The sequence below is a fragment of the Mycolicibacterium sphagni genome (assembly GCF_002250655.1).
Lineage (GTDB): Bacteria > Actinomycetota > Actinomycetes > Mycobacteriales > Mycobacteriaceae > Mycobacterium > Mycobacterium sphagni.
Window position 1 is genome coordinate 68,768 of the sequence record NZ_NOZR01000020.1, and the last position, 20,745, is coordinate 89,512.

Here is a 20,745-nt window from a genome sequence, read left to right on the forward strand (position 1 = left end):
GCGGGACGCGATGAGCACGAGCAATTCCCGCCAGCTCTGCGTGATCGGGGCGGCGCAGCACACCGATCGCGACGCCGAAGCACCTGAGCCACTGGTGAGTTGGGCCCAGCGGGCTCGCGAAGCCGCCGCGTTAGCAGGATCACCGGACATCCTCACTCAGATCGAATCGCTGCAAGTCGTGTACTGCCAAAGTTGGCCCTACGACGATCCGGTCGGGCGGCTGGCATCATTGATCGGCGCCGACCCCGCCCACCGCATGTATTCGGGTATCGGCGGGACCACGCCTCAGGAATTGGTGAACCGGACCGCCGAGGCGATGCTGCGGGGCGATCTCGACCTGGCGCTGATCTGCAGTGCCGAAGCGTTGGCCACGGTGCGCAAGGCCAAGAAACTGGGCGCACGGCTGCCCTGGCGGTACCGCCAGTCCTCGCCGTTCCCGTGGGACCCCCCGCACGCCTCGGAGGCCAACCATTCGGTTTTCCAAGCCTGGGAAACGTTCCCGCTCTGGGACACTGCTCGCCGTGCCCGCCGGGGAGCCTCGCTGTCCGATGATGCCGCGGAGGCCGCCGACGTTATGGCGGCCATGACCCGAGTCGCTGCCTTCAATCCGCACGCCTGGCGCCCGGACATCCTCAGCGCGGCAGCGATCGGTACGGTCACCGACGCCAATCGCTATGTGGGATGGCCCTATACGAAACGCGAAGTCGCCGTCATGGACGTCGACATGTCGGCTGCCCTGCTGCTGGCGACGCGGGCCAGGGCCGATGCGCTAGGGGTTCCGGAGAACGAGCGGCTCTATCTCTCGGGTTGGGCCTATGCCGAAGACCCGGCCACCGTCGCCGAACGCGACGATCTGTCGAAGTCCGCTGCCATGGCGGTCACGGGCCGCCACGCGCTTGCCTCGGCGGGGCTGACGCTGTCAGACATGACCGCGTTCGATCTGTACTCGTGTTTCCCGTCGTCGGTGCGGCTCGGCTGCGACGCGCTCGGCTTGGCGCTCGACGACGAACGTGGGACGACGATCACCGGTGGACTGCCCTATGCGGGTGGCCCGGCCAGCGGCTACGTCACACATGCCATCGCCAGCGCCCATGACCGGCTGGCGGCCGAGGATGGGCACGTGCTGATCACCGGGGTCGGCATGCATCTGGCTAAACACGTTGCGGCGGTGTGGTCCTCGATGCCAGTGGGCGAACCCGATCTGGCCGACCCGGCGGCACTGCAGGCGACCGTCGAGGCCGATCAGCCCCGGCACCACGTTCTCGCCGGCTGGTCGGGGGCGGCCACGGTGCTGGCCTACACCGTCGCGCACGGTCGAGACGGCTCCGCGGAACAGGGGTTGGTGGTGCTGGACACTCCGGATGGTCGTGCCTTGGCTCGCGTCAAGGACGCCGAGTTGCTCGCCGATGCCGAATCACGTGAGCTCGTCGGTCAATCCGTTGTGGTCACCACCGACGGCACGTGTAACGAAGCCCGCTGGTAAGAAACGTCACGCCGCGTCGGTCGGGTGCGGATCACGGAACGTGCCGACGAGCGCGTTGTTGAACGCCATCGCGGCGGCAATCTCGAGTTCAATTGCGGCCAGCGGCTTGGTGAGCTGTGCCTCGAACCGCTCCAGCATCGCGTCCTCGACATTCTCGTATTGTTCTGCGGCCTCCAGTGCATCGTGGATGAGACAGACCAGCAGATACAGCGGATCGCTTGAGACCAGCTGCGGTTCGAGCTCCATCCGCCGATACCGGTCTAGCAGAGCGTTGCTGTCGAGGAAGTCCGGATCCGGGATGACGACGCGATGGGTCAGCAGCCAGTCGAACATGACCTTATTGGTGGTACGGCTCGACGACAGTAGATCGCCCGCGGCCGCGCACAGGCCGGCTTGGGCATCTGATCCCTCTGCCGACCAGCCGAGGATGGACTCCACCAGCACCGGCAACTCAACGAGGCGCCGCACGCGTGCCCCATGCAGCACATAGTCCGCCAGCAGCCACCGAAGGTCGTCGAGCCGGACGAACACATCGTCGGCCATATCGCCCTCATGCCTGCCGAGGGCGGCGGACTGCTCGAAATGGCCCGCAAAGGCGCTCAACTCAGCGATCTCACGATGAACCGTCGGCAGCCAATCCTCCCCGGCCGGCACGGGGGAGACCGGCGCCGGGCACCCCATTGCCGCGGTGTCGTTGGCCGGGCCGGTAGCGCGATGCTCGCGGCGGTCTCGCTGCGCCGGGCGTCGCCGCCGACGCACGCTGTCCACCGCCCAGACGACAGCCCCGCTGACGATCAGATGGCCAGCCGCGCCGATCAGAAGGTGCTTCGGGGTGGGTGTCGCCATGAAAGCATGTTACATGGAACCTGGTTCATGTAAACCAAATTTTGGCTACGCAACGTTACTTCTGGAGCTGGATATAACGCCTGCGTCGGTGGGGTTAGCTGGCTGCCGATTTCGGCGCACGGCGCCGCCGGGGATCCAGTCCCGCCGCCAGCCGCAGCTCGGCGAGGAACTGTTCGGGGGTGCCGCCCTGAATCAGGTAGTGGCAGATGGCGATATGGACGATCGCTGAGGCGGCGGTATCGGCGTTGTCGCCGGTCAGCACTTGGCGGATTCGCTTCTCGATGACCGGCAGGGTCAGGCGCATCTGCACCAGGATGTGCTCGGGTTCCAGGTCGACGATGTGACGTGCGGAGTGCGAGTTCTGGAAGTCGACGACGAATTGCAGCGCCGCATCGAGGCGATCCTCGCCGTGCAGCCCTGCGATGGCACGGGCCATGCCGGCATCGAAATTATCCTGTTCGTACTGGCTGAACGCCTCGAGCAAGCCTTCGCGGGAGCCGAAATGCCGATACAGCGTGGGGCGCGAGACTTTGGCTTCGGCCGCGACATCGGCGAGCAGGAGATTTCGGCGGCCGGTGCGGGACAACACCACATACGTGGCGTCCAGTATCCGGCGCCGGGTCGACTGCTCAACCTCTGTGGCCACGAGAACAAGACTCCAATCGCTTTACATCAAACGCACATGATGTCACACTATCTGCGCTGTTATCGCACATTGTGCCGATAGTGTCCGGTACTCACCCGGAATACATTGTCACCCGCCGACGCCGCTATGGAACGTCCGAATTGCGGAGAGAAACTATGCCCCTGCTCCACCATGCCGGTTTGTGCGTGCGGGATATCGAACTGTCGTTGCGCTTCTACCGAGACGGCCTGGGGTTGGAGGTGGTATCGGACCAGGTGCTCGAGGCCGATCTGCATCCGCTGCTCGGTGTGCACACCGAGCAAGTGCGCTTTATTTTCCTGGGCGACCCGGCGTCTCCCGAAGCTGGCATTGTCGAGCTGCTCGACCTCGGCAGTAACCGCATCGCCGCCAGCGGGCCCGGACCTGGCGGCCCGGCGCGGGGACTGTTCCTGCTATCGATGCGGGCCGATGTGCCCGCGGTGCTGAGCCGGCTCGAGGAACTGGGTCTCGGTGGGACACCGCGTATGATGCCGGTGCCGCGTGGTGGATTCGCGGCCACTGTCGTCGATCCCGATGGGGTGATGGTCGAGCTGATGCCGCCGTTGACCGCACCGGCCGAAACGCCCGGCTGACCGCTAGCCGCCGCGGGCCTCGACCATCGCCGACCGGTTCACCTTGGTGGCGGCCGTGCGCGGGATCTCCTCGACGAATTCGACGGTCTTGGGCACCTTGTAGCCGGCGAGTTTGCCCTTTGCGAACAGGATCACGTCCTGTTCGGTTGGCGGCGCACTGATCTCGGTGGCCTGAACGACGGCGTGCACACGGCGACCCCATTGTGCGTCCGAAATACCGATCACCACGACGTCGGCGATTTGCGGGTGTTCGATGAGCGCCGATTCGACTTCAGCCGGAAACACATTGGCTCCGCCGGTGACGATCATGTCGGTGCGCCGGTCGGCGATGAAGAGATAGCCGTCGGCGTCGAGGTGGCCGATATCGCCTGCGGTCGCGAATCCGTCCGCCGTTCTTGGTAACTGCGTGGCGCCACCGATATAGCGGTATTGATCGTTCATCGGTGCCCGGAGATAGATCTCGCCGAACTCACCGGGGGGCACCGGCTGGCCGTCGTCGCCCAGGACCCGGATCTCGGTGTCGCGGAAGCCGCGGCCAACGCTGCCGGGGTGTTCGAGCCACTCGTCGCCGCGCAACGCCGTCAGGCCCAGGTTCTCGGTCATGCCATAGGCCATCAGCACCTGCTGTGGGCTGAGCAATTCGAACCACCGCCGCAACAGATGTGGCGGCATCACCGCCGCGCCCTGCATTATCCACTCGATGCTGGACAGGTCCCGGCTCGCGATGTCCGGCACATCGGCGATGCGAGAGAGCATCGTCGGAGTCGCAGTGAACGTGGTAACACGGTGCCGCTCAATGGCATCCAGTGCCACCCGCGCGTCGAACTTCTCGAGGACCACCAACATGTCGCCACCCAGAAGATAGGTCAACGTCACGAACCCGTTGGTGTGATACATCGGCGCGGGAACCAGAATCGTCTGCGGCTGGGTTACCGGCGTCCACTGCGCCATGAACGGGACATTGTGTGCCGGGGTCCATTGCGCGGGCGAGGTGTTGAGGATGACCTTCGGCAGGCCTGTCGACCCAGAGCTGCAGATGCCGCTGACGGCCGGGGATACCGCATCGGGCAGCGGGGTGTCGTCCTGGCGGGCGGCGCGCCCGGCCCAGCTCGCGACGTTGTCTTCGGCGATGGTCACGGCGGGATCGATAACCTCGATGAGACGCTCGTGTTCCCAGGCGGGCAGGTCCCACCGCATCGGTACCGGTGTGGCCCCGAGTTTCCACGTCGCCAGTGTCGCGACAACCAGCTCAACAGAATTCGGCACCGACAGGGCCACCATCGCCCCCTCGGGCACGGGAACACTCTGCAGCGCACGGGCCCACTGATTGGCGGATCGCTCCAGCTCCGACCAGCTGACTTTCGTGTCCGAACCGTCCTTGCCGACCACGATCAGTGCAGGCCCATCGGGGTCCGCGGCGGCGCGGATGCTCAGCTGGCGGCCGAAGGGGATCCCGTCGACGTCGGGCTGCTGCGGAGACTCAGGCATAAGGGGAGTATCCAATCGGGGAGCCGAGGCGGGCGTCGGAATCATGAGAACAGCGTCTCCACATGACCCGCGCCGACTTCCGGAGCGAGTCGAAGGGCCAGTGCTTCAACGCTTTCAGGAAGGCGCAACGCCGGCTGCAGATGACGGTCGATGACGCTGATGTCCGACTCGTCGCAAAAGCCCAGCGCGCCCAGCAGCTGATGGCTGGTGCGCATCAACTGGATGCCGGCCTCGGCGGCCTTGATCTTCAGCATCAGCGCATCGGTCCACCCGATGGCGTCGGTGGCGGGTGCCCAGCGCGAGAGGCTGAACTTGGCCAGCTCTTCCAGGCCGCGGAGGGTGACGCTGGCGTCGGCGACGGTGAACCTGACGAACTGAAATTCCGAGAGTGTCTTGCCGAATTGGGTGCGGGCCTTGACGTGATCACAGGTGATCTCCAGCGCGCGTTCCAGGGCACCCAGAATGCGCCACGACTGCATGATCAAGTGCAGTGCGAGGTCGGCGCGCGGCACCGTGTTGACCGGCGACAGGTCGGTGGCCCGCACCAGAAACGGGCCGAGTTTCGCCGGATGGCGCGGGCCCAGCGTGGCGGTATAGGCGATTCCGTCGAGGTCGGCCAGCAGCCACGGGCCGGCCAGATCGCCGTGATCGACGCGCGGGATCCGGGGATCGACCAGACTCAGTCGCGCACCGTCGATCGCCATCAGGTCGTCCACCACCGGGTAGGGCAGCAGCACCGCGCCCGCGGCACGCGCCACCACCGCGCCGGCCAGCCGATCCTCGGCATCGTTGCGCACGTCAAGTTCGGTGGCACCGATCTCGGCCAGCGCGGCGGCGGCCAGCTCGCGCAGTGACCCGTCGCGCTCGGCGGGCAGCGATGATTCCTGCGGGCCGCCGAGCGTCGCGAAGCGGTGGTGAGCTACCCGGCCGAATTCCCGAATATGTTCGGGCAGTGACGTTTCCATCATCGGCCTCCGAGCAGCTCGCGTGCGACCAGCATCCGTTGCACCTCAATGGTTCCCGAGGCCACTGTCGCCGCCTGTGCGTAGCGCCAGTGGTCGTCGACCGCTCCGTCGAGCACGGCATCGGGTGTGGCGTCCATCGCTGCCGCCCCCAGCGCGTCGAAGAGCAGCTCGGCGACCTTCTGGTCGCAGGTGGTGGCCGCGATCCGGGCCGAACTGGCCGCTGCCGGTGCCGCCGGATCGTCGAGCAGCGACACCGCGCGGTAGGCGAGCAGCCGGGCCACCCGCAGATCGACAAGTGCTCGCGCCCAGCGGGTCCGGATTGATTCCGGTAGGTCCGCCCACTGCTGGCCCAGCTCAACGCGCAACCGCTCCAGCAGCGATTCGCACCTGGCATAGCGGGCGATGCCCACACGTTCGAAGGCCAGCGCCTCGCGGATGACCTGCCAGCCGCCGCCGACCTCGCCGAGCACGTCTGCGTCACTGGCCCGGACATTGTCGAAGAACACCTCATTGAGATGGTGGGGTCCCAGCATCGACCTGATCGGCCGTGCCGTGACCCCGGCCCGATCCATCGGGATCAGGAACAGGGTGTGCCGGCCCGAGGATCCCTCGACCGGCTCGGTGCGGGTGGCGAGCACGCACCAGCGCGCCATCAGCGCGTACGACGTCCAGATCTTCTGCCCGTTGATAACCCACCCGTCACCGTCGCGTACGGCACGGGTGCGCAGCGACGCCAAATCGGTGCCCGCCTCGGGCTCCGAGAAGCCCTGACACCAGATCACTTCACCCGCCGAGATGGCCGCCAGGTGGGTGGCCTTCTGATCGGCGGTGCCGTAGCGCATGATCGCCGGGCCCACCCAGTTGACTCCCATGTATTGCGCGCCGCGTGGCTCATGTGCGGCCCACATCTCCTCCCGCACCACAGTCTGCTGCCATACCGAACCACCGCCGCCGCCATACTCTTCGGGCCAGGCCAGGGTGAGCAGACCCTCCTTGGCCAGGAGCCGGCAGAACGCCTCCGCGGTGGCGAGATCCTCCGGGTCGTCGGTGAACGCACCGTGGAACCGGTCCGGCAAGTGGGTCTTCATCAGATCCCGTAACCGCTGCCGCAGGGCCGCCGCGTCATCTCCCAACGCATAGTCCACGTCTCATCCTTTCGGGAGGCCGAGCAGTCGCTCGCCGATGATGTTGCGCTGCACCTCGGAGGTGCCGCCATAGATCCCCGCTGCCAGGGCATCGTGGCGTTCGAACTCCAGGTCCGCGTCGGCGACCGCGGCACTTCCCCTTGCCGCCGCACTGATCTCCCAGGTTCGTTGCAGCGTCGTCGAACCCAGGAGCTTGAGGATGTCGCCCTCCGGGCTGGGCCTGCCGGCCTGGTCGTTGTTCATGGCCCGATATCCGCTGGCGCGCAGCGCTTCCGCGTCGGCCATCAGCACTCCGACCGGCCCGTACAAGTCATCGCATGACCCGGACTGGGCCGCCCGGATCGAGTCGAGGCCGCGCTGGATCTCCACCCAGTTCATCACCCAGATCATTTGGCGCTCATGGCCGAGCGATGAGATTGCCACACCCCAACCACCGTTCTCCGGGCCCAGCAACTCCGTGGCCGGGATCTCGACGTCGGCGAGGAAGACCTCACAGAAGGTCTCGTCGGATCGCGATGCCATCCGGATCGGATTGACCGTGACGCCCGGCGCGCGCAGATCCAATACGAAACAGGAGATGCCCTTGTGTTTGGGCGCTTGCGGATCGGTCCGCGCATACAGCAGGCACCAGCGGGACTCGTGGGCTTGCGTGGTCCAGATCTTGTGACCGTTGACCACGAAGACGTCGCCGTTTCGCACGGCGCGGGTGCGCAGGCCCGCGAAATCCGACCCCGCTTCGGGTTCCGACATGCCCAGCGCCCACCACTCGTCGCCGGCCAGGCACGGCGCCAGCAGGCGGTCCACCTGTTCGGCTGTGCCGAAGGCCCGGATGCTGGCCGCCGCGACATTGGGCCCCGCGATATTGGGCAACTTGGGTGCCGAGCGCAGCGCGCCCTCGAGCCGGATCTCCAGTGCCTCAGCAGCGGTCAGTCCGCGCCCACCCTGCCCCCGCGGCCACGTCGGCTGGATCCAGCCGGCGTCGAAACTCGCGCGTTGGTAGGCGCGACGCAGGCCGATGTCCCACCGATAGGTGGCGTAGTTCTGGTAGTAGTCGGCCGGCAGCACCGAGGTGAGCCAACCGGCGAACTCATCCCGCAGCGAATCCTGACTCATCGGCCCGCGCCTGCCAAGAATCGGCGTCCCTCGAGGTGATAGAGGCTCGAGGAATCCCCGAGCGCAGCGGCGCCGAGCCAGGCCCGCCGCAGATACAGGTGGATGTCGTGTTCCCACGTCTGGCCCAGCGCCCCCAGCACCTGCACGGCGGTCCGGGTACAGGCAAGGGCCGCATCACCTGCGGCCGCCTTCGCCAGCGCACAGCTGCGCCAGCGTTCTGCCGGGCCGACAGAGGGGTCGTCGACTCGGGTCGCTGCCAGATATGCCAGGCTGCGGGCTCGTTCGATGCTGACCTGGTTGTCGGCCAACGCGTGTTTGATCGCCTGGAACGAACCGATCGGCCGATCAAACTGATAGCGGTTCTTGGCATGCTCGACGGCCACGTCCAATGCTGCTTGCCCTACCCCGACGAGCTCCGCGGCGACCGCCAAAAGTGCTGGACCCAAGGCTGTTTCGACCTCGACTGGCACCGTCAGCTCGGCAGGGGCGTCTACCGTGACGGTGGCCAGGGGCCGCGCCGGGTCAGCCGATTCGACCTGATCGATCGTCACCCCGGCGTCGGCCGTGGCCACGACGGCCAGCGCGGTGTCGTCCCCATCGCTGCATAGCACGACCAGCAGTTCGGCATTGACTGCGTCGGGGACGGCCGCGGCCGCGCCGCGGACGCGACCTCCGGACAGCGTCATCGTCGCGCCGGGGAGCCGATCGGTGCCTGACTGCGCCGCCAGCGTCGCTACCGTGCCGCCCGCGATCACGTTCAGCAGCGCGTCGGTGGCAGCACCGCCGGCCCGGGCCGCACCGGCGGCCATCCCCACGCTGCTCAGAAACGGTATGGGCGCCAGGGCGGACCCCAGTGCTTCGAGGGTGAGTACCAGATCCAGGGTCGTCAATCCCAGATCGTCGGCACCGTCGTAATTCCGCCGGGCCAGCCACGTCCAGCCGAGGTCGACGGCGTTGCGCCACAACGGTTGCCACGCCATTTCATCCTCGTACACCCGCCGGTCCAGGGTCAGGGGACAGTCGGCGGCCAGCACCTCACGCACCCCGTCGCGCAGGCTCAGTTGATCCGCTGAAGGCCCGATCTGCATCCGTCTCCCTTTCTTTATAAAAATAGTAAAGTAGACGACGCGACGTCAAACCATGCACCCGGCAGGGTGGTGTGGGGCGGATGGGTATCAGTTACTGACCGCGCGGCGCTGAGCCTCCGGCGGAACCACCGGGGGGCGCGCGGAGGGCCCGCGGGTGATGGCGTTGAGCCGGATCTCAGGCAGGTCGACCGAGGGTGCCACGGTGTCCAGCCACGCCACGGCGTCGGCGACATCGGTTGCGGTGATCGCGTACATCTCGAACGGAACATCTTCCAGCATATCGGTTTCCACCGGGCCGGGCGTGACGATGTTGACCACGATGCCGTCGCGATCGACCTCGAGGGCCAGCGCACGGGCGAACGCGTTCATCCCCGCCTTCGATGCTGAATACGCGGTCCGCCCGGGCATCGGCTCGTGGGAGGCGGACGACGACAGAAAGATGAACCGGGAACCCGGTTGCATCAGCGGCAGGGCTGCCTGCGTTACGACGAAGCAGGAGTCGAGATTGGCCGAGATGATGGTGCGCCACTGCTCGAACGTCTGCTTGCGCGCGTAGGTGCCGCCGAGCACCCCGGCGGCGTGCACAACCAGATCGACCCGCTCGCAGTCACGCAGCGCCATCGCGAAGCTGGCGGGATCCGAGGCGTCGCCCACCGCCCACCGAGCGCCGATCTCGTCCGCGGCCGCCCGCAGCGGCCCCTCCCGGCGTGCGGTCAGCAGCACGTCGTACCCGCATTCGACCAGGCGGCGGCCGACTACCTTGCCGATTCCGCCACTGCCACCGGTGACAATCGCATTGCGCACGCGCCAGCCTTCCCGTCGATTGCTACGAACGCCAGCGCGCCAACGCCTGTGGCGGTGAGGCGGTGATGACCCGGGTACTCGCGTCATCGGACAACACGAACGTCTGCGCGTCGGCCAGATGGCGGGTCGCGGCCCGCCGGGCCCGCTCGGCATCACCGGATTCGATGGCGTCCGTCAATGCGGTGTGGGCCTTGAGCGCCGCTTTGCGCTGTGTTGGCGACGGGTATTCGCCGGAGGCCGAGGCCTTTTCGGCCCAGCGCTGCTCATGGCTGCTCCAGAGCGCCTCGAGGCTGCTGACCACGGCGGTGACGGTGGCGTTGCCGCAGCCGCGTACCACCGCGTCGTGAAACTGCCGGCCAAGATCGGTGAATGACGGTCCGTCGTCGAGGCGCTCGGCCATCTCGGTATTGATCCGACGCAGTTCGGGCACGATGGTTCGGAACCGGTCGGCGCGCTGAGCGGCCAGCGCGGCGCACGACGGCTCGAGGTCGCGCAATGCATCGCCCAGGTCGCTGAGGTGCACCTGATTGCTCTGCAACACCAGCCCGAGCATGTATGCCGCGCTGTTCTTGGTTGGCGCGTGCACCACCGCGCCGCCCTGATTGCCCCGGCGCACCGACACCAGTCCCTCGGTCTCCAGGATGCGCAATGCTTCACGCAGCGAGACCAGGCTGACATTGAAGTGCTCGACCAGCACGGCTTGCGGGGGAAGCAGGTCCCCATCGGCGAGTTCGCCATCCACGATCTGGCGGCGCAGTTCATCGGCCACCGTCTCCGCAATCCGCGGTGACGTCAGCCGGCGCCGTGTCTCACGCCCAGCAGAGACGTTCTTCATGTGTGACCACCAGCGGCGATGTAGGAGCTCGGTGGTCGCCGCGGGCCACGTCACTTCGGATACCTGCGATGGGATCTCCGTTGCATGGCAACGAACCCCAGTACTGTCGTAATCTTACTAAATTAGCAGTATTGATCTCGGTTGGCACCCCGGAGCGACCGAATTCGACTGTCTCAGCTAGTAACTCGTCAGGCATGGTGGTAACCATCTCCGGGTTACAATTGGCGCCCAGATGTCTTTCTTTACTATGATAGTATGATAGACATCTGGCCTGCGTTCTGAAAGGGTGGTGCGATGCCGGAGCCGCAGCGGTTCCCCTTTTCGAACCACCCCAAAGGGTGGTTCCAGGTGGCCTATGGTCGCGACGTCGCCCCAGGCGAGATCGTCTCGCTGCACTACTTCGGCCAGCAACTGATCTGCTACCGCGGGGAATCGGGCACTGCGCACGTCCTCAACGCGTACTGCCCCCACCTGGGCGCCGATATCGCGGTCGGTGGCCAGGTCAGCGAGGACTGCGTGATCTGTCCCTTCCATGGCTGGCGGTTCAACGGCGACGGAGCGAACGTCGAGATCCCATATGCCAAGGGCCCCAACCGAATCGCCAAGCTTACCGCGTGGCCCACGGTGGAGCGCGCCGGGATGATCTTTGTCTGGCATAGCGAGGACGGCGGCGAACCCGAGTGGGAGCTGCCCAAGATCCCCGAAGCTGACGACGCGGCGTTCGAGTTCTACGCGCCCGAGGAGGCGCGCTGGATTTTTCGTTCGCATCCGCAGGAGGTTTTCGAGAACACGGTCGACATTGCGCATTTCGCGACCGTGCACGGAGTCTCGGCGTTCGGCGACCTCGACGTCGAACACGATGGCCCGAATTTCCGTGCTGTGGCGGAGGTCAACTTCGAAACGCCGCGCGGACCGGTCAACGGAGCGGTGGATTCCGAATTGTTCGGCATGGGTATCGATGTGGTACGCCACCGCGGCCTCGGTCAGTCCTGCACAGTGCTCACCGTCACCCCGATCGACGGGGAACTCGTCGATGCCCGGTACACGTTCTTCGTCTCGCTCGATCCCGAGACCGGTGAAAAGACGCGCCTGGGAATGGGTTTCGCCCGCGACTTCTGCAAGCAGATCGAGCAGGACATTCCGATCTGGGAGGCCAAGATCTATCGTGACAAGCCGGCGCTGGCCCGGGGTGAACGCGCTATCACCGAGTTCCGGAACTGGGCCCTGCAGTCGTACTCGAGCGCCGAGACGGTGAGCTCGTGAAAGTTTCCTCCTACGACCAGATCTTCATCGGAGGCTCATGGCAGAGGCCGTCCAGCGCTGAGCGCATCGAGGTGATCTCGCCGTATACCGAACAGCCCATCGCGCATGTCCCTGCCGGTTCGGGTGCCGATATCGAGCGCGCCGTGCTGGCCGCGCGTGATGCCTTCGACAACGGCCCATGGCCACGGCTGGCGGTGGCAGAGCGGATCGACGCCGTCGAACGCCTGGCGGCGATCTACGCCGAACACATCGACGAGATGGCCGACCTGATCACCGCGCAAATGGGCTCGCCGGCGAGCTTCAGCAGGTTGGGGCAAGCGGCAGGCGCGGCGACGTTGATGCGCTTGGCGGTGCAGACCGCACGCAGCTTTCCGTGGAATGAACGCCGTCGGGGCACTTTGGGTGAGGTTCATCTTCGTCGCGTCCCCGTCGGGGTCGTCGGCATCATCATCCCTTGGAACGTTCCGCAGAATCTGTTGATGCCCAAGCTGATTCCGGCACTGGTGGCTGGATGCACGGTGATCGTGAAGCCGGCACCGGAGACACCGCTGGACAGCCTCTGGGTGGCCGAGATGGTCGAAAAAGCCGGCCTGCCCGACGGGGTGGTGTCTGTCGTTCCCGGTGGGCGGGAAGCCGGCGACGCGCTGGTGCGTCATCCCGGTGTGGACAAGATCGCGTTCACCGGCAGTTCGGCGACCGGTCGGCATATCGCATCGGTGTGCGGGGAGCAACTCAAGCGGTACAGCCTCGAACTGGGCGGTAAATCGGCGGCGATCGTGCTCGACGACGCCAGGATCGACAAGACCGTGGCCGGACTCAAGATGGCCAGTCTGATGAACAACGGCCAGGCGTGTGTGGCCCAGACCCGCATCCTGGTCAGCGAACGCAGGCACGACGAACTCGTCGACGGGCTCGCGGACATGATGTCGTCGCTGGTGATCGGCGACCCAGCCGATCCCGTCACCGAGGTCGGCCCTCTCGTCTCGCAACGCCAGCAGCACCGGGTGCAGTCCTATATCCGCACCGGCATCGATGAAGGCGCGAAGTTGGTTGTCGGGGGCGATGATTCGCCGCGAGAGCGCGGATGGTTCGTCCGGCCTACCCTGTTCGTCGACGCCACCAACGATATGGCGATCGCCCGAGACGAGATCTTCGGCCCGGTGCTGACGGTGATCAAATACCGTGACGAAGACGACGCCGTGCGCATCGCGAACGACAGCGATTACGGACTCGCGGGGTCAGTCTGGACCAAGGACGTTGCCCGCGGGCTGGATATCTCCGGGCGGGTCCGGACCGGTACCTACGGCATCAACATGTACATGCTCGACATCGCCAGTCCCTTCGGGGGTTTCAAACAGTCGGGGATCGGCCGCGAATTCGGTGAGGAAGGCCTGGCCGAATACACCGAGCTGCAGACCGTCGTGAGCGCAGGCACGCTGCCTGCCCTGGCGACGGATGGCGAACACGCTCAGGACTGAGCGACATTCACGAAATGCCGGACTCCCGGCCCAGCCCAAAGGACGCCAGATGGCAATAGCGCTCGCCCCGGAGATCTCGACGTGGCCCGACGATGACCCGCAGCTCATCGGCAGCCGCTGCGGCGCGTGTCAGGCCGTGACCTTTCCGTCCCAGGCACGCTGCCCACAATGCAGCGCCGGCAACATGTCTGACGTTTTGCTGCCGCGCCGCGGCAAGGTCATTGCCTGGACTACCCAGGGCTTTCCACCCGGGCCACCCTACGCCGGGCCGACCGGTGCTGACTTCACTGCTTTCGGTGTCGGACTGGTGCAGCTCGGCGATGTGGTGCGCGTCGAAGGCCGGCTGACCGAGAGCGATCCTGCGGTGCTGAATTTCGGGATGGAGGTCGAGCTGACGATGGTGCCGTTGTCGACGAACGAAAACGGCGACGAGATTGTCACTTTCGCATTTCGACCGGTGGCAACGGATGCACAACCATGACAAGCAGTAGCACGGAAGTGGCGATCATCGGGGTCGGCCTGCATCCCTTCGGCCGGTTCGACAAGTCCGCCATGCAGATGGGCGCCGAAGCCATTCAGCTCGCACTCGACGACGCGGGCGTGCAGTGGAAGGACATCCAATTCGGCTTCGGTGGCAGCCACGAGATCTCCAACCCCGACGCGGTGACGCGTTTGGTCGGGCTGACCGGCATCACGTTCACGAACGTTTTCAACGCCTGCGCCACTTCGGCGAGCGCGATTCAGCAGACCGCCGACACGATCCGCCTGGGCAAGTACGACATCGGGATCGCCATCGGCATGGACAAACATCCCCGCGGGGCGTTCACCGACGAGCCGGCCACGCTGGGTCTGCCACGCTGGTACGGCGAGAACGGGCAGTTCGTCACGACCAAGTTCTTCGGCATGAAGGCCAACAGGTATCTGCACGATCACGACATCTCGCAGGCCACGCTGGCGAAGGTGGCTGCCAAGAACCTCCGTAACGGTGTGTTGAATCCGAACGCCTTCCGGCGTCAGACGCTCTCCGAAGAGGAAATCCTGAACTCGCCGGTCCTCAACTACCCGCTGACCAAGTACATGTTCTGCGCGCCCGATGAGGGTGCGGCGGCGGTCATCATGTGTCGCGCGGACATCGCCCACAAGTTCACCGACACCCCGGTGTTCGTGCGTGCCAGCGAGATCCGCACCCGTCGCTACGGAGCGTACGAGGTGCACGCCACGTCGGCGGCCGTCGACGAGGACTGCTCGCCGACGGTGTACGCCGCCAAGGCCGCCTACGAGGCGGCCGGGATCGGCCCTGAAGATGTGGACATCGCCCAACTGCAGGACACCGACGCCGGGGCAGAGATCATCCACATGGCCGAGACCGGTCTGTGTGCGGACGGTGAGCAGGAGAAGTTGCTCGCCGACGGCGCCACCGAGATCGGTGGCTCGCTGCCGATCAACACCGACGGCGGCCTGATCGCCAACGGCGAACCCATCGGCGCTTCCGGATTGCGCCAGGTCCATGAACTGGTCCGGCAACTGCGGGGTCAGGCCGGCGAACGCCAGGTTCCGACCCACCCGCGGGTGGGCATCGCCCAGGTGTACGGCGCACCCGGAACCGCCTCGGCCACGATCCTGTCGCTGTAATGCGTTACGCCCTGACACACCCGATGACCGGTCATCCCTACGATGCCGAGATCGCCGCGGGATCGGGGGTGACCGCTATCGCGGTGGCCGCGGAGGCAGCGGGATTCAGCGGACTTGGATTCACCGATCACCCTGCACCGACCCAGCGGTGGCTTGATTCCGGCGGCCATGACGCGCTGGACCCGTTCGTGGCGATGTCATTCGCCGCAGCCAGCACCTCCACTGTGCGTTTGATTCCCAACATCGTCGTGCTGCCGTACCGCAATCCGTTCCTCGTGGCGAAGGCCAGCGCGACGCTGGATCTGCTGTCGGGGGGCCGGTTCACCCTTGCGGTGGGCGTGGGCTACCTCAAGCGGGAATTCGCTGCGCTCGGAGTTGATTACGACGAACGTGGCATGCTTTTCGACGAAAGTCTGGAGGTCATCCGGGCGATCTGGACGGGTGACGACGTCTCCTACGCAGGGCGGCATTTCGCCGCGCACGGCATCACCGCCCATCCACGGCCGTCGAGCAGGCCGCACCCGCCCATCTGGATTGGGGGCAACAGCGGCCGCGCACGTCAGCGGGTGGCAACGAGCGGTCAAGGATGGTGTCCGTTTCCCGCGACTCCCGGGCTGGCACAGACCACGGGCACTACTTCCCTCGATACCGTCGAACGGCTCGCCGAGGCACTCGGCGATCTGCGGCGCCGATTCGACGAGTGTAGGCGTGACTGGACCGAAGTCGATGTCGCATTCACCAATCTCCGCGGGGGCAGTCCCGGGGACGACGATTTCAACGCCGACGACTATCTCAACGGCATCGCACAACTTGCCGCCGTCGGCGTCACCTGGATGCAGGTGCCGGTGCCCGGCGACTCCCTTTCCCATGCACTCGAAACCATCGAGCGATTCGGTCAGCAAGTCGTTGCCGAGGGTGCTCGACGTTAGCTCGGTGCGTTTACAGTCACTTTCGTCAACTGAACACCTGCCGACCACTGCGGGACAGCGCAACCAAAGTGGCGTCGAGGATGGGCAAGGGCGCCAACGCAGAAACTAACAGCGATAGACGCGCTCGGCATTGCCGGCGAAGATCTTGTCACGAGCGTCGATGTCGAGGCGGGCGGCAACGGCCGAATAGGTCGAATACAGCTCGTCGAAGGTGCCGCACATGCCGTCCACGGGGGAGTTGCTCGCGAACATGCAGCGGTCGGCGCCGAACGCCTCGATCGCGTATTCGAGCCACGGCGCCAACACCTCGATGGTCATCGAACCAAGGGGCACGGCCAAACCGGAGAGCTTGCACAGCACGTTGTCGCCAAGGCTACCCAGGGCGTTCATTCCCTCGGTCCAGAGGGCACTTTCCTCCTCTGACCCGTTTCGCGGCCAACCTGCATGTTCAATGATGACGACGAGTGAGTCGTTGGACTCCAGTCGCCTGGCCGTCGGCAGCAGCAGATCGGGATGGACCATCACCTCGACCAAAAGGTCCCGCTCCTCGAGCGCGCGGAGCACCTCTATCGGCGGAAGCGGACCCTCCGCGGCCCCCATCGGGCGGACACCCCGGAACCGTGGTGCCGCGAGCTGCCGATCAAGAGCGGCAACCGTTTCCGTCACCGATTCGGTGGGTGGCAGTCCGCCGACGATCACATCAGGGTGACCCGCCACGTTCGCCTGTCGGTCCAATTCGATGGTCTCGTCTATCGAGTTCCAGCCGGTGGCGGCCGCGACGTTGATGATCTTCTCGACGTTCCAGCCCGCGGACTCCGCGAAGTAGGTGGCCGCATCGAACCGGCGCGACATGGTGGAAACATCGCCCATGTTCAACTCACGCTTGCCCGAAAGGTAGGGATACCAATCGGTTCGGGCCGGATCCCACAGGTGCACATGGGCATCGACGATGCGGTGCGGCCTCGGTATGGGCGTGGTCATCGCGGCTGCACGACTTCCCGGAGTGTCTCATCGAACCAGCGGGGCACTTCGGGGCCATCGAAACTGATGCTCCCTATCGGCCGCGGGTGGCTACGCAGTCCGAACCAACCTGCACCAGAAACCAATTCGGCACCACCGAGTGGAATGGTCGCGTCACTGCACACCAGGTGGGCAATGAGTTCAGCGGGGATGTCGTCGGATTCCACGCTCACTGTGAACGGTATGACGAGATCGCCGGTGGCCTGCCGGCCGGACCTTGCGAGCTGAGCCGAGGCCTGTGCACGGCTACGGCCACCGCCGGTGGTGCCATCATTGATGGTCACCAGCCGGATTTGTCGGCCGCTGCTGATCGACACGTCGGCCACCGCCCGCGACCACTGGGCAGCAGCGTGAATGTCCTCCACGATCCCGACGTGCTCGTCAAGGACGCGCGCCCACCCGGGCGACCCGCCCGCGGTGACGGGCCGACCCGCGGGAGCAATCACCACGGCGTCGAGTCCATCAAGGTCAGCCAGGGCAGCAGCGGATTCGATCTGATGAGTAGTCACGCCACGCGCGTGGAGAGCACATGATATGGCTGCGGCCACGTCCGGCCGGCCGGCGGCGACTGCGCATGACTGGGTATGGGGGACAGGGACGTCCGCGTTCGGTGACGGGTCAAAGGCAGACCCCAACCTGACGTTGCTACCTCCGCCGCTGACCTGATCCGCCTCGGCTGGTGCCAGCACAATGGTGGTCGCGACCTCCAGCAGCCGGCCCAGCGCAGTCACCTCGTCGCCCTGCACCACCTCGATCAAGCGCGGCTCGTCGATCACTGCCACTTCAGAGCCGCCGAGGAACAGCACTCGCCCGTGGCATGAGGCGAACGTCTCACTGACGAGATGTGCGCCAATCGGGCCGAGGTCGTCGGCGTCTGGCATCGCGCCCAGCGACAGCCCACCGGTCGACGGTGTGTTGGCCTTCTGTGTGCGTGCCAGAGCGGCGGCCACCATGCGGGTTGCAGCGATCGGCGAAATGGCATTGACCACAACACCATCGGGTGCGTGACGGCCCAGCTGCCACGTCAGCGATGCGACAGCGCGCTTGGCGCAACTGTAGGCGCCAGAGTCGGCCGCGCGCCAGCCTGATCCTGAGGTTACCCCGAGGATGTGCCCATGGCCCGCTGCGGCCATCTGCGGAAGCGCGGCCCCGAGGACATTGCGGTAGCCGTCCAGATGCACCGACAGCACGTCGAGCCAATCCTGGTCAGAGCCGGTCGCGAAGCCAGTAGGGCGACTGATACCGGCCACATTGATGACAGCGTCCAGCCCACCGAATTCATCGGCCAGCTCACCGAATAGCTGGGTGATGGCAGATTCATCGGTCACGGACACGGCTGAGGACCGGGCGGCTCCGCCAGCGGCCACGATGCGGTCGGCCGTAGTCTGTTGGGGGGCAGGCAATCTCTGCGCGCCGTCGACGGAGACCAGCGGGTCTACTGTGACCACAAAAGCACCGGTACGCGAGACCGATTCGGCGATCGCGGCACCGATTCCGCCGCCACCACCGGTTACGACGACGACCCGTTGCCGATCGGTCATGTCAGGTCCAGGCCTTCGAGGTCACCCGATGCGAGCCAGCCCTGCAGCAATTCCCGGTATGCGAAGAAGTCGCCGAAACCTCGCCCGAAGTTGGTATCCCGTGCGCGTATGCCACCGGGGTCGCCCTCGTTGTTGAGGCGTGACGGAGTGCACGCCGACAAGACAGCGCTGGGATCGACGTAGGTGTCCACGATCTGCTGGATCCAATCGGCCTCCGCGGCGGGGTTGATGTCGAACACCCGGACGCCCCGTTCCTCGAGCACCGCCACGAGACCCGCGACGAATTCGGCGCCGAATTCGGCGAGCTGGGTGTAGTTGACCGTCACCACCGACTGTTGGCCCGGGGCGGGCATGACGAACATGTTGGGGAACCCGTGGCTTGTCATGCCGAACAGAGTGGCGGCGCCGTCGGCCCATTTGCCGGCGAGGGAGATGCCGCCTCGTCCGATGACGTTGTGGCCGATGCGGCGAGGCAGCGGGGTGACCTCCGCTTCAAATCCGGTGGCGTACACGATGCCGTCCACCTCGTACTGCTGTCCGCCGACCACGGGGCCCTGTTCGGTGATCCGCTCGATGCCGGCAGGACAGTCGATGAGCGTGACATTGTCGCGGTTGAAGGCGTCGAAATACTCGTCGTGGAAGCAGGGTCGCTTGCAGAGATAGCGGTAGTACGGCTTGAGTGCCGCGGCGACGTCGGGTTTATGGACCAGCTCATCGATCCGTTGCCGGTGCTGCTCCATGATCCCGAAGTCAAGTTCCTCTGCGGCCCGCATGAACTCTTCGGTGCTCATGCCCTTGTGCCGCGGCGGATTCTGGACCGCGGCGTAGTGGCGGGTCCAACCGTCGTCGGTGAGATCCTCATCGACGGGCCGACCCAACATGATCGATTGGAAGTTGTCCATCCGCGCCTTCTGCCATCCCGGCTGCAGCCCCTCGGCGAACGAATCATCGGTAGGTCGGTTGCCCCGAACCCCGATCGCGGATGGGGTGCGCTGGAAAACGTAGACGTGCTTGGCCGCCTCGGCGAGCGGCGGCAGGCACTGCAGGCCGCTTGCTCCCGTTCCGATCAGCGCCACGACTCTGTCGCCGAGATTGGTCAGCGCTTGGCCTGGACTACCGCCGGTGAAGTCGTAATCCCATCGCGCAGTATGGAATGCAGGACCTGCGAACTCGTCCATTCCCGGGATGGCCGGAAGCTTCATCAGGTTGAGGATGCCCGCAGCCAGTATGTAATAGCGGCACGACAGGACATCACCGCGGTCGGTGTGAACCGTCCAACGACCCGCGTCTTCATCCCAGATCGCCTGGGTGACACCGGTGTGGAACAAGGCATCGGAGCCGAGGTCGAAGCGATCGGCGACCGCCTGAAGATGCAGCCGGATTTCCTCGCCGTAGGCGTAGCGCCGGCTGGGAATGTAGTCGAGTTCTTCGAGCATCGGTAGGTACTGGTAGGACTCCACATCGCACATCACGCCCGGGTAGCGATTCCAATACCAGGTCCCGCCGATGCCGCCGGCTTGGTCGACAATCCTGATACGCCGTACGCCCGCCTTGCGCAGATGTGCGCCTGCCAGAAGGCCAGCTATGCCGCCGCCGACGATCACCACATCGGGATCGTCGGTGATGCCCTCGCGCGCGGTGTACGCCGTGAACGGGTCGACCCGATAGCCGGCGACGTACTCGTCATGATTCAGATCGCGGATGGCGGTACGGCCCGCAACGAGACGCTTGTCGCGCTCCGCACGGTACTTCGCGTGCACGACTTGGGGGTCGAAGGCCATGGGTCTCCCTACGTGAACGGTATGCCGTACACATGTTACAAAACATATGCCAGATGTAAACTACCTTCACAAACATC

Annotated in this window: 19 protein-coding genes; 7 read left to right on the plus strand and 12 right to left on the minus strand. The window is 65.6% G+C overall.

Features of this window, described 5'->3' with window-relative positions; genetic code table 11:
- Nucleotides 1–10 precede the first annotated feature (10 nt).
- Complete coding sequence (locus CG716_RS21180; protein WP_094483081.1) at nt 11–1,483, plus strand: TLP1 C-terminal extension domain-containing protein; 1,473 nt, start codon at nt 11–13, stop codon at nt 1,481–1,483.
- Between the two features lie 6 nt (nt 1,484–1,489).
- Here CG716_RS21180 and CG716_RS21185 read toward each other — a convergent pair whose 3' ends face one another.
- Both CG716_RS21185 and CG716_RS21190 read right to left on the minus strand, forming a co-directional pair.
- Nucleotides 1,490–2,329 carry a hypothetical protein gene (locus CG716_RS21185; RefSeq protein ID WP_094483082.1) on the minus strand — a complete coding sequence of 280 codons (840 nt, stop codon included), beginning with the start codon at nt 2,327–2,329 and terminating at the stop codon, nt 1,490–1,492.
- A gap of 94 nt (nt 2,330–2,423) precedes the next feature.
- Nucleotides 2,424–2,975, minus strand: coding sequence for a TetR/AcrR family transcriptional regulator (locus CG716_RS21190; RefSeq protein WP_094483083.1), 552 nt, complete (start codon nt 2,973–2,975; stop codon nt 2,424–2,426).
- Between the two features lie 155 nt (nt 2,976–3,130).
- On the opposite strand from CG716_RS21190, the gene CG716_RS21195 reads away from it, so the two are divergent.
- Nucleotides 3,131–3,586 (plus strand): VOC family protein, encoded by a 456-nt coding sequence (locus tag CG716_RS21195; protein ID WP_094483084.1) that lies wholly within the window; start codon nt 3,131–3,133, stop codon nt 3,584–3,586.
- A gap of 3 nt (nt 3,587–3,589) precedes the next feature.
- Here the strand turns inward: CG716_RS21195 and CG716_RS21200 are convergent, their stop codons facing one another.
- The 7 genes from CG716_RS21200 to CG716_RS21230 all read right to left on the minus strand — a co-directional run bounded on the left by CG716_RS21200 (nt 3,590) and on the right by CG716_RS21230 (nt 11,024).
- Nucleotides 3,590–5,074 (minus strand): class I adenylate-forming enzyme family protein, encoded by a 1,485-nt coding sequence (locus CG716_RS21200; protein WP_094483085.1) that lies wholly within the window; start codon nt 5,072–5,074, stop codon nt 3,590–3,592.
- Between the two features lie 41 nt (nt 5,075–5,115).
- Nucleotides 5,116–6,039: an acyl-CoA dehydrogenase family protein gene (locus tag CG716_RS21205; protein ID WP_094483086.1), complete on the minus strand. Its 924-nt coding sequence runs from the start codon at nt 6,037–6,039 to the stop codon at nt 5,116–5,118.
- Nucleotides 6,039–7,184, minus strand: a complete 1,146-nt coding sequence (locus CG716_RS21210; RefSeq protein ID WP_094483087.1) for an acyl-CoA dehydrogenase family protein — start codon at nt 7,182–7,184, stop codon at nt 6,039–6,041. Before CG716_RS21210 ends, CG716_RS21205 begins: the two co-directional genes overlap by 1 nt.
- A gap of 3 nt (nt 7,185–7,187) precedes the next feature.
- Nucleotides 7,188–8,297, minus strand: coding sequence for an acyl-CoA dehydrogenase family protein (locus CG716_RS21215; RefSeq protein ID WP_094483088.1), 1,110 nt, complete (start codon nt 8,295–8,297; stop codon nt 7,188–7,190).
- On the minus strand, nt 8,294–9,385 hold the full coding sequence (locus tag CG716_RS21220; protein ID WP_094483089.1) for an acyl-CoA dehydrogenase family protein: 1,092 nt from the start codon (nt 9,383–9,385) through the stop codon (nt 8,294–8,296). Before CG716_RS21220 ends, CG716_RS21215 begins: the two co-directional genes overlap by 4 nt.
- An 87-nt stretch (nt 9,386–9,472) precedes the next feature.
- A complete protein-coding gene (locus CG716_RS21225) occupies nt 9,473–10,189 on the minus strand; it encodes an SDR family NAD(P)-dependent oxidoreductase (protein ID WP_094483090.1) in 717 nt (238 codons plus the stop codon).
- Between the two features lie 22 nt (nt 10,190–10,211).
- The gene (locus CG716_RS21230; RefSeq protein WP_094483091.1) at nt 10,212–11,024 is read right to left on the minus strand and encodes a FadR/GntR family transcriptional regulator; all 813 of its coding nucleotides are present in this window, start codon (nt 11,022–11,024) and stop codon (nt 10,212–10,214) included.
- Between the two features lie 294 nt (nt 11,025–11,318).
- Between CG716_RS21230 and CG716_RS21235 the strand changes: the two genes are divergently transcribed.
- The 5 genes from CG716_RS21235 to CG716_RS21255 are packed head-to-tail and all read left to right on the plus strand — an operon-like array spanning nt 11,319 to nt 16,326.
- Nucleotides 11,319–12,287: a Rieske 2Fe-2S domain-containing protein gene (locus CG716_RS21235; protein WP_094483092.1), complete on the plus strand. Its 969-nt coding sequence runs from the start codon at nt 11,319–11,321 to the stop codon at nt 12,285–12,287.
- Nucleotides 12,284–13,765, plus strand: a complete 1,482-nt coding sequence (locus CG716_RS21240; RefSeq protein ID WP_094483093.1) for an aldehyde dehydrogenase — start codon at nt 12,284–12,286, stop codon at nt 13,763–13,765. Before CG716_RS21235 ends, CG716_RS21240 begins: the two co-directional genes overlap by 4 nt.
- 49 nt (nt 13,766–13,814) lie before the next feature.
- Complete coding sequence (locus tag CG716_RS21245; protein WP_094483094.1) at nt 13,815–14,246, plus strand: Zn-ribbon domain-containing OB-fold protein; 432 nt, start codon at nt 13,815–13,817, stop codon at nt 14,244–14,246.
- Nucleotides 14,243–15,397, plus strand: coding sequence for a thiolase family protein (locus tag CG716_RS21250; RefSeq protein WP_094483095.1), 1,155 nt, complete (start codon nt 14,243–14,245; stop codon nt 15,395–15,397). Before CG716_RS21245 ends, CG716_RS21250 begins: the two co-directional genes overlap by 4 nt.
- Nucleotides 15,397–16,326, plus strand: coding sequence for an LLM class F420-dependent oxidoreductase (locus CG716_RS21255; protein ID WP_094483096.1), 930 nt, complete (start codon nt 15,397–15,399; stop codon nt 16,324–16,326). Before CG716_RS21250 ends, CG716_RS21255 begins: the two co-directional genes overlap by 1 nt.
- 105 nt (nt 16,327–16,431) lie before the next feature.
- On the opposite strand, the gene CG716_RS21260 is transcribed toward CG716_RS21255, so the two are convergent.
- From CG716_RS21260 to CG716_RS21270, 3 genes are read right to left on the minus strand one after another with little or no spacing between them, the layout of a single operon-like run.
- Nucleotides 16,432–17,307 (minus strand): amidohydrolase family protein, encoded by an 876-nt coding sequence (locus CG716_RS21260; RefSeq protein WP_094483097.1) that lies wholly within the window; start codon nt 17,305–17,307, stop codon nt 16,432–16,434.
- A complete protein-coding gene (locus CG716_RS21265) occupies nt 17,304–18,887 on the minus strand; it encodes an SDR family NAD(P)-dependent oxidoreductase (RefSeq protein WP_094483098.1) in 1,584 nt (527 codons plus the stop codon). Before CG716_RS21265 ends, CG716_RS21260 begins: the two co-directional genes overlap by 4 nt.
- The gene (locus CG716_RS21270; RefSeq protein ID WP_094483099.1) at nt 18,884–20,668 is read right to left on the minus strand and encodes a flavin-containing monooxygenase; all 1,785 of its coding nucleotides are present in this window, start codon (nt 20,666–20,668) and stop codon (nt 18,884–18,886) included. Before CG716_RS21270 ends, CG716_RS21265 begins: the two co-directional genes overlap by 4 nt.
- Nucleotides 20,669–20,745: the final 77 nt, after the last annotated feature.

What these genes read in the sequence shown, in the direction of transcription:
- CG716_RS21180 (WP_094483081.1), top strand. Translation starts at nt 11, where the DNA reads ATGAGCACGAGCAATTCCCGCCAGCTCTGCGTGATCGGGGCGGCGCAG.
- CG716_RS21185 (WP_094483082.1), bottom strand. Translation starts at nt 2,329, where the DNA reads ATGGCGACACCCACCCCGAAGCACCTTCTGATCGGCGCGGCTGGCCAT.
- CG716_RS21195 (WP_094483084.1), top strand. Translation starts at nt 3,131, where the DNA reads ATGCCCCTGCTCCACCATGCCGGTTTGTGCGTGCGGGATATCGAACTG.
- CG716_RS21200 (WP_094483085.1), bottom strand. Translation starts at nt 5,074, where the DNA reads ATGCCTGAGTCTCCGCAGCAGCCCGACGTCGACGGGATCCCCTTCGGC.
- CG716_RS21205 (WP_094483086.1), bottom strand. Translation starts at nt 6,039, where the DNA reads ATGGAAACGTCACTGCCCGAACATATTCGGGAATTCGGCCGGGTAGCT.
- CG716_RS21215 (WP_094483088.1), bottom strand. Translation starts at nt 8,297, where the DNA reads ATGAGTCAGGATTCGCTGCGGGATGAGTTCGCCGGTTGGCTCACCTCG.
- CG716_RS21220 (WP_094483089.1), bottom strand. Translation starts at nt 9,385, where the DNA reads ATGCAGATCGGGCCTTCAGCGGATCAACTGAGCCTGCGCGACGGGGTG.
- CG716_RS21230 (WP_094483091.1), bottom strand. Translation starts at nt 11,024, where the DNA reads ATGAAGAACGTCTCTGCTGGGCGTGAGACACGGCGCCGGCTGACGTCA.
- CG716_RS21235 (WP_094483092.1), top strand. Translation starts at nt 11,319, where the DNA reads ATGCCGGAGCCGCAGCGGTTCCCCTTTTCGAACCACCCCAAAGGGTGG.
- CG716_RS21245 (WP_094483094.1), top strand. Translation starts at nt 13,815, where the DNA reads ATGGCAATAGCGCTCGCCCCGGAGATCTCGACGTGGCCCGACGATGAC.
- CG716_RS21250 (WP_094483095.1), top strand. Translation starts at nt 14,243, where the DNA reads ATGACAAGCAGTAGCACGGAAGTGGCGATCATCGGGGTCGGCCTGCAT.
- CG716_RS21255 (WP_094483096.1), top strand. Translation starts at nt 15,397, where the DNA reads ATGCGTTACGCCCTGACACACCCGATGACCGGTCATCCCTACGATGCC.
- CG716_RS21260 (WP_094483097.1), bottom strand. Translation starts at nt 17,307, where the DNA reads ATGACCACGCCCATACCGAGGCCGCACCGCATCGTCGATGCCCATGTG.
- CG716_RS21265 (WP_094483098.1), bottom strand. Translation starts at nt 18,887, where the DNA reads ATGACCGATCGGCAACGGGTCGTCGTCGTAACCGGTGGTGGCGGCGGA.
- CG716_RS21270 (WP_094483099.1), bottom strand. Translation starts at nt 20,668, where the DNA reads ATGGCCTTCGACCCCCAAGTCGTGCACGCGAAGTACCGTGCGGAGCGC.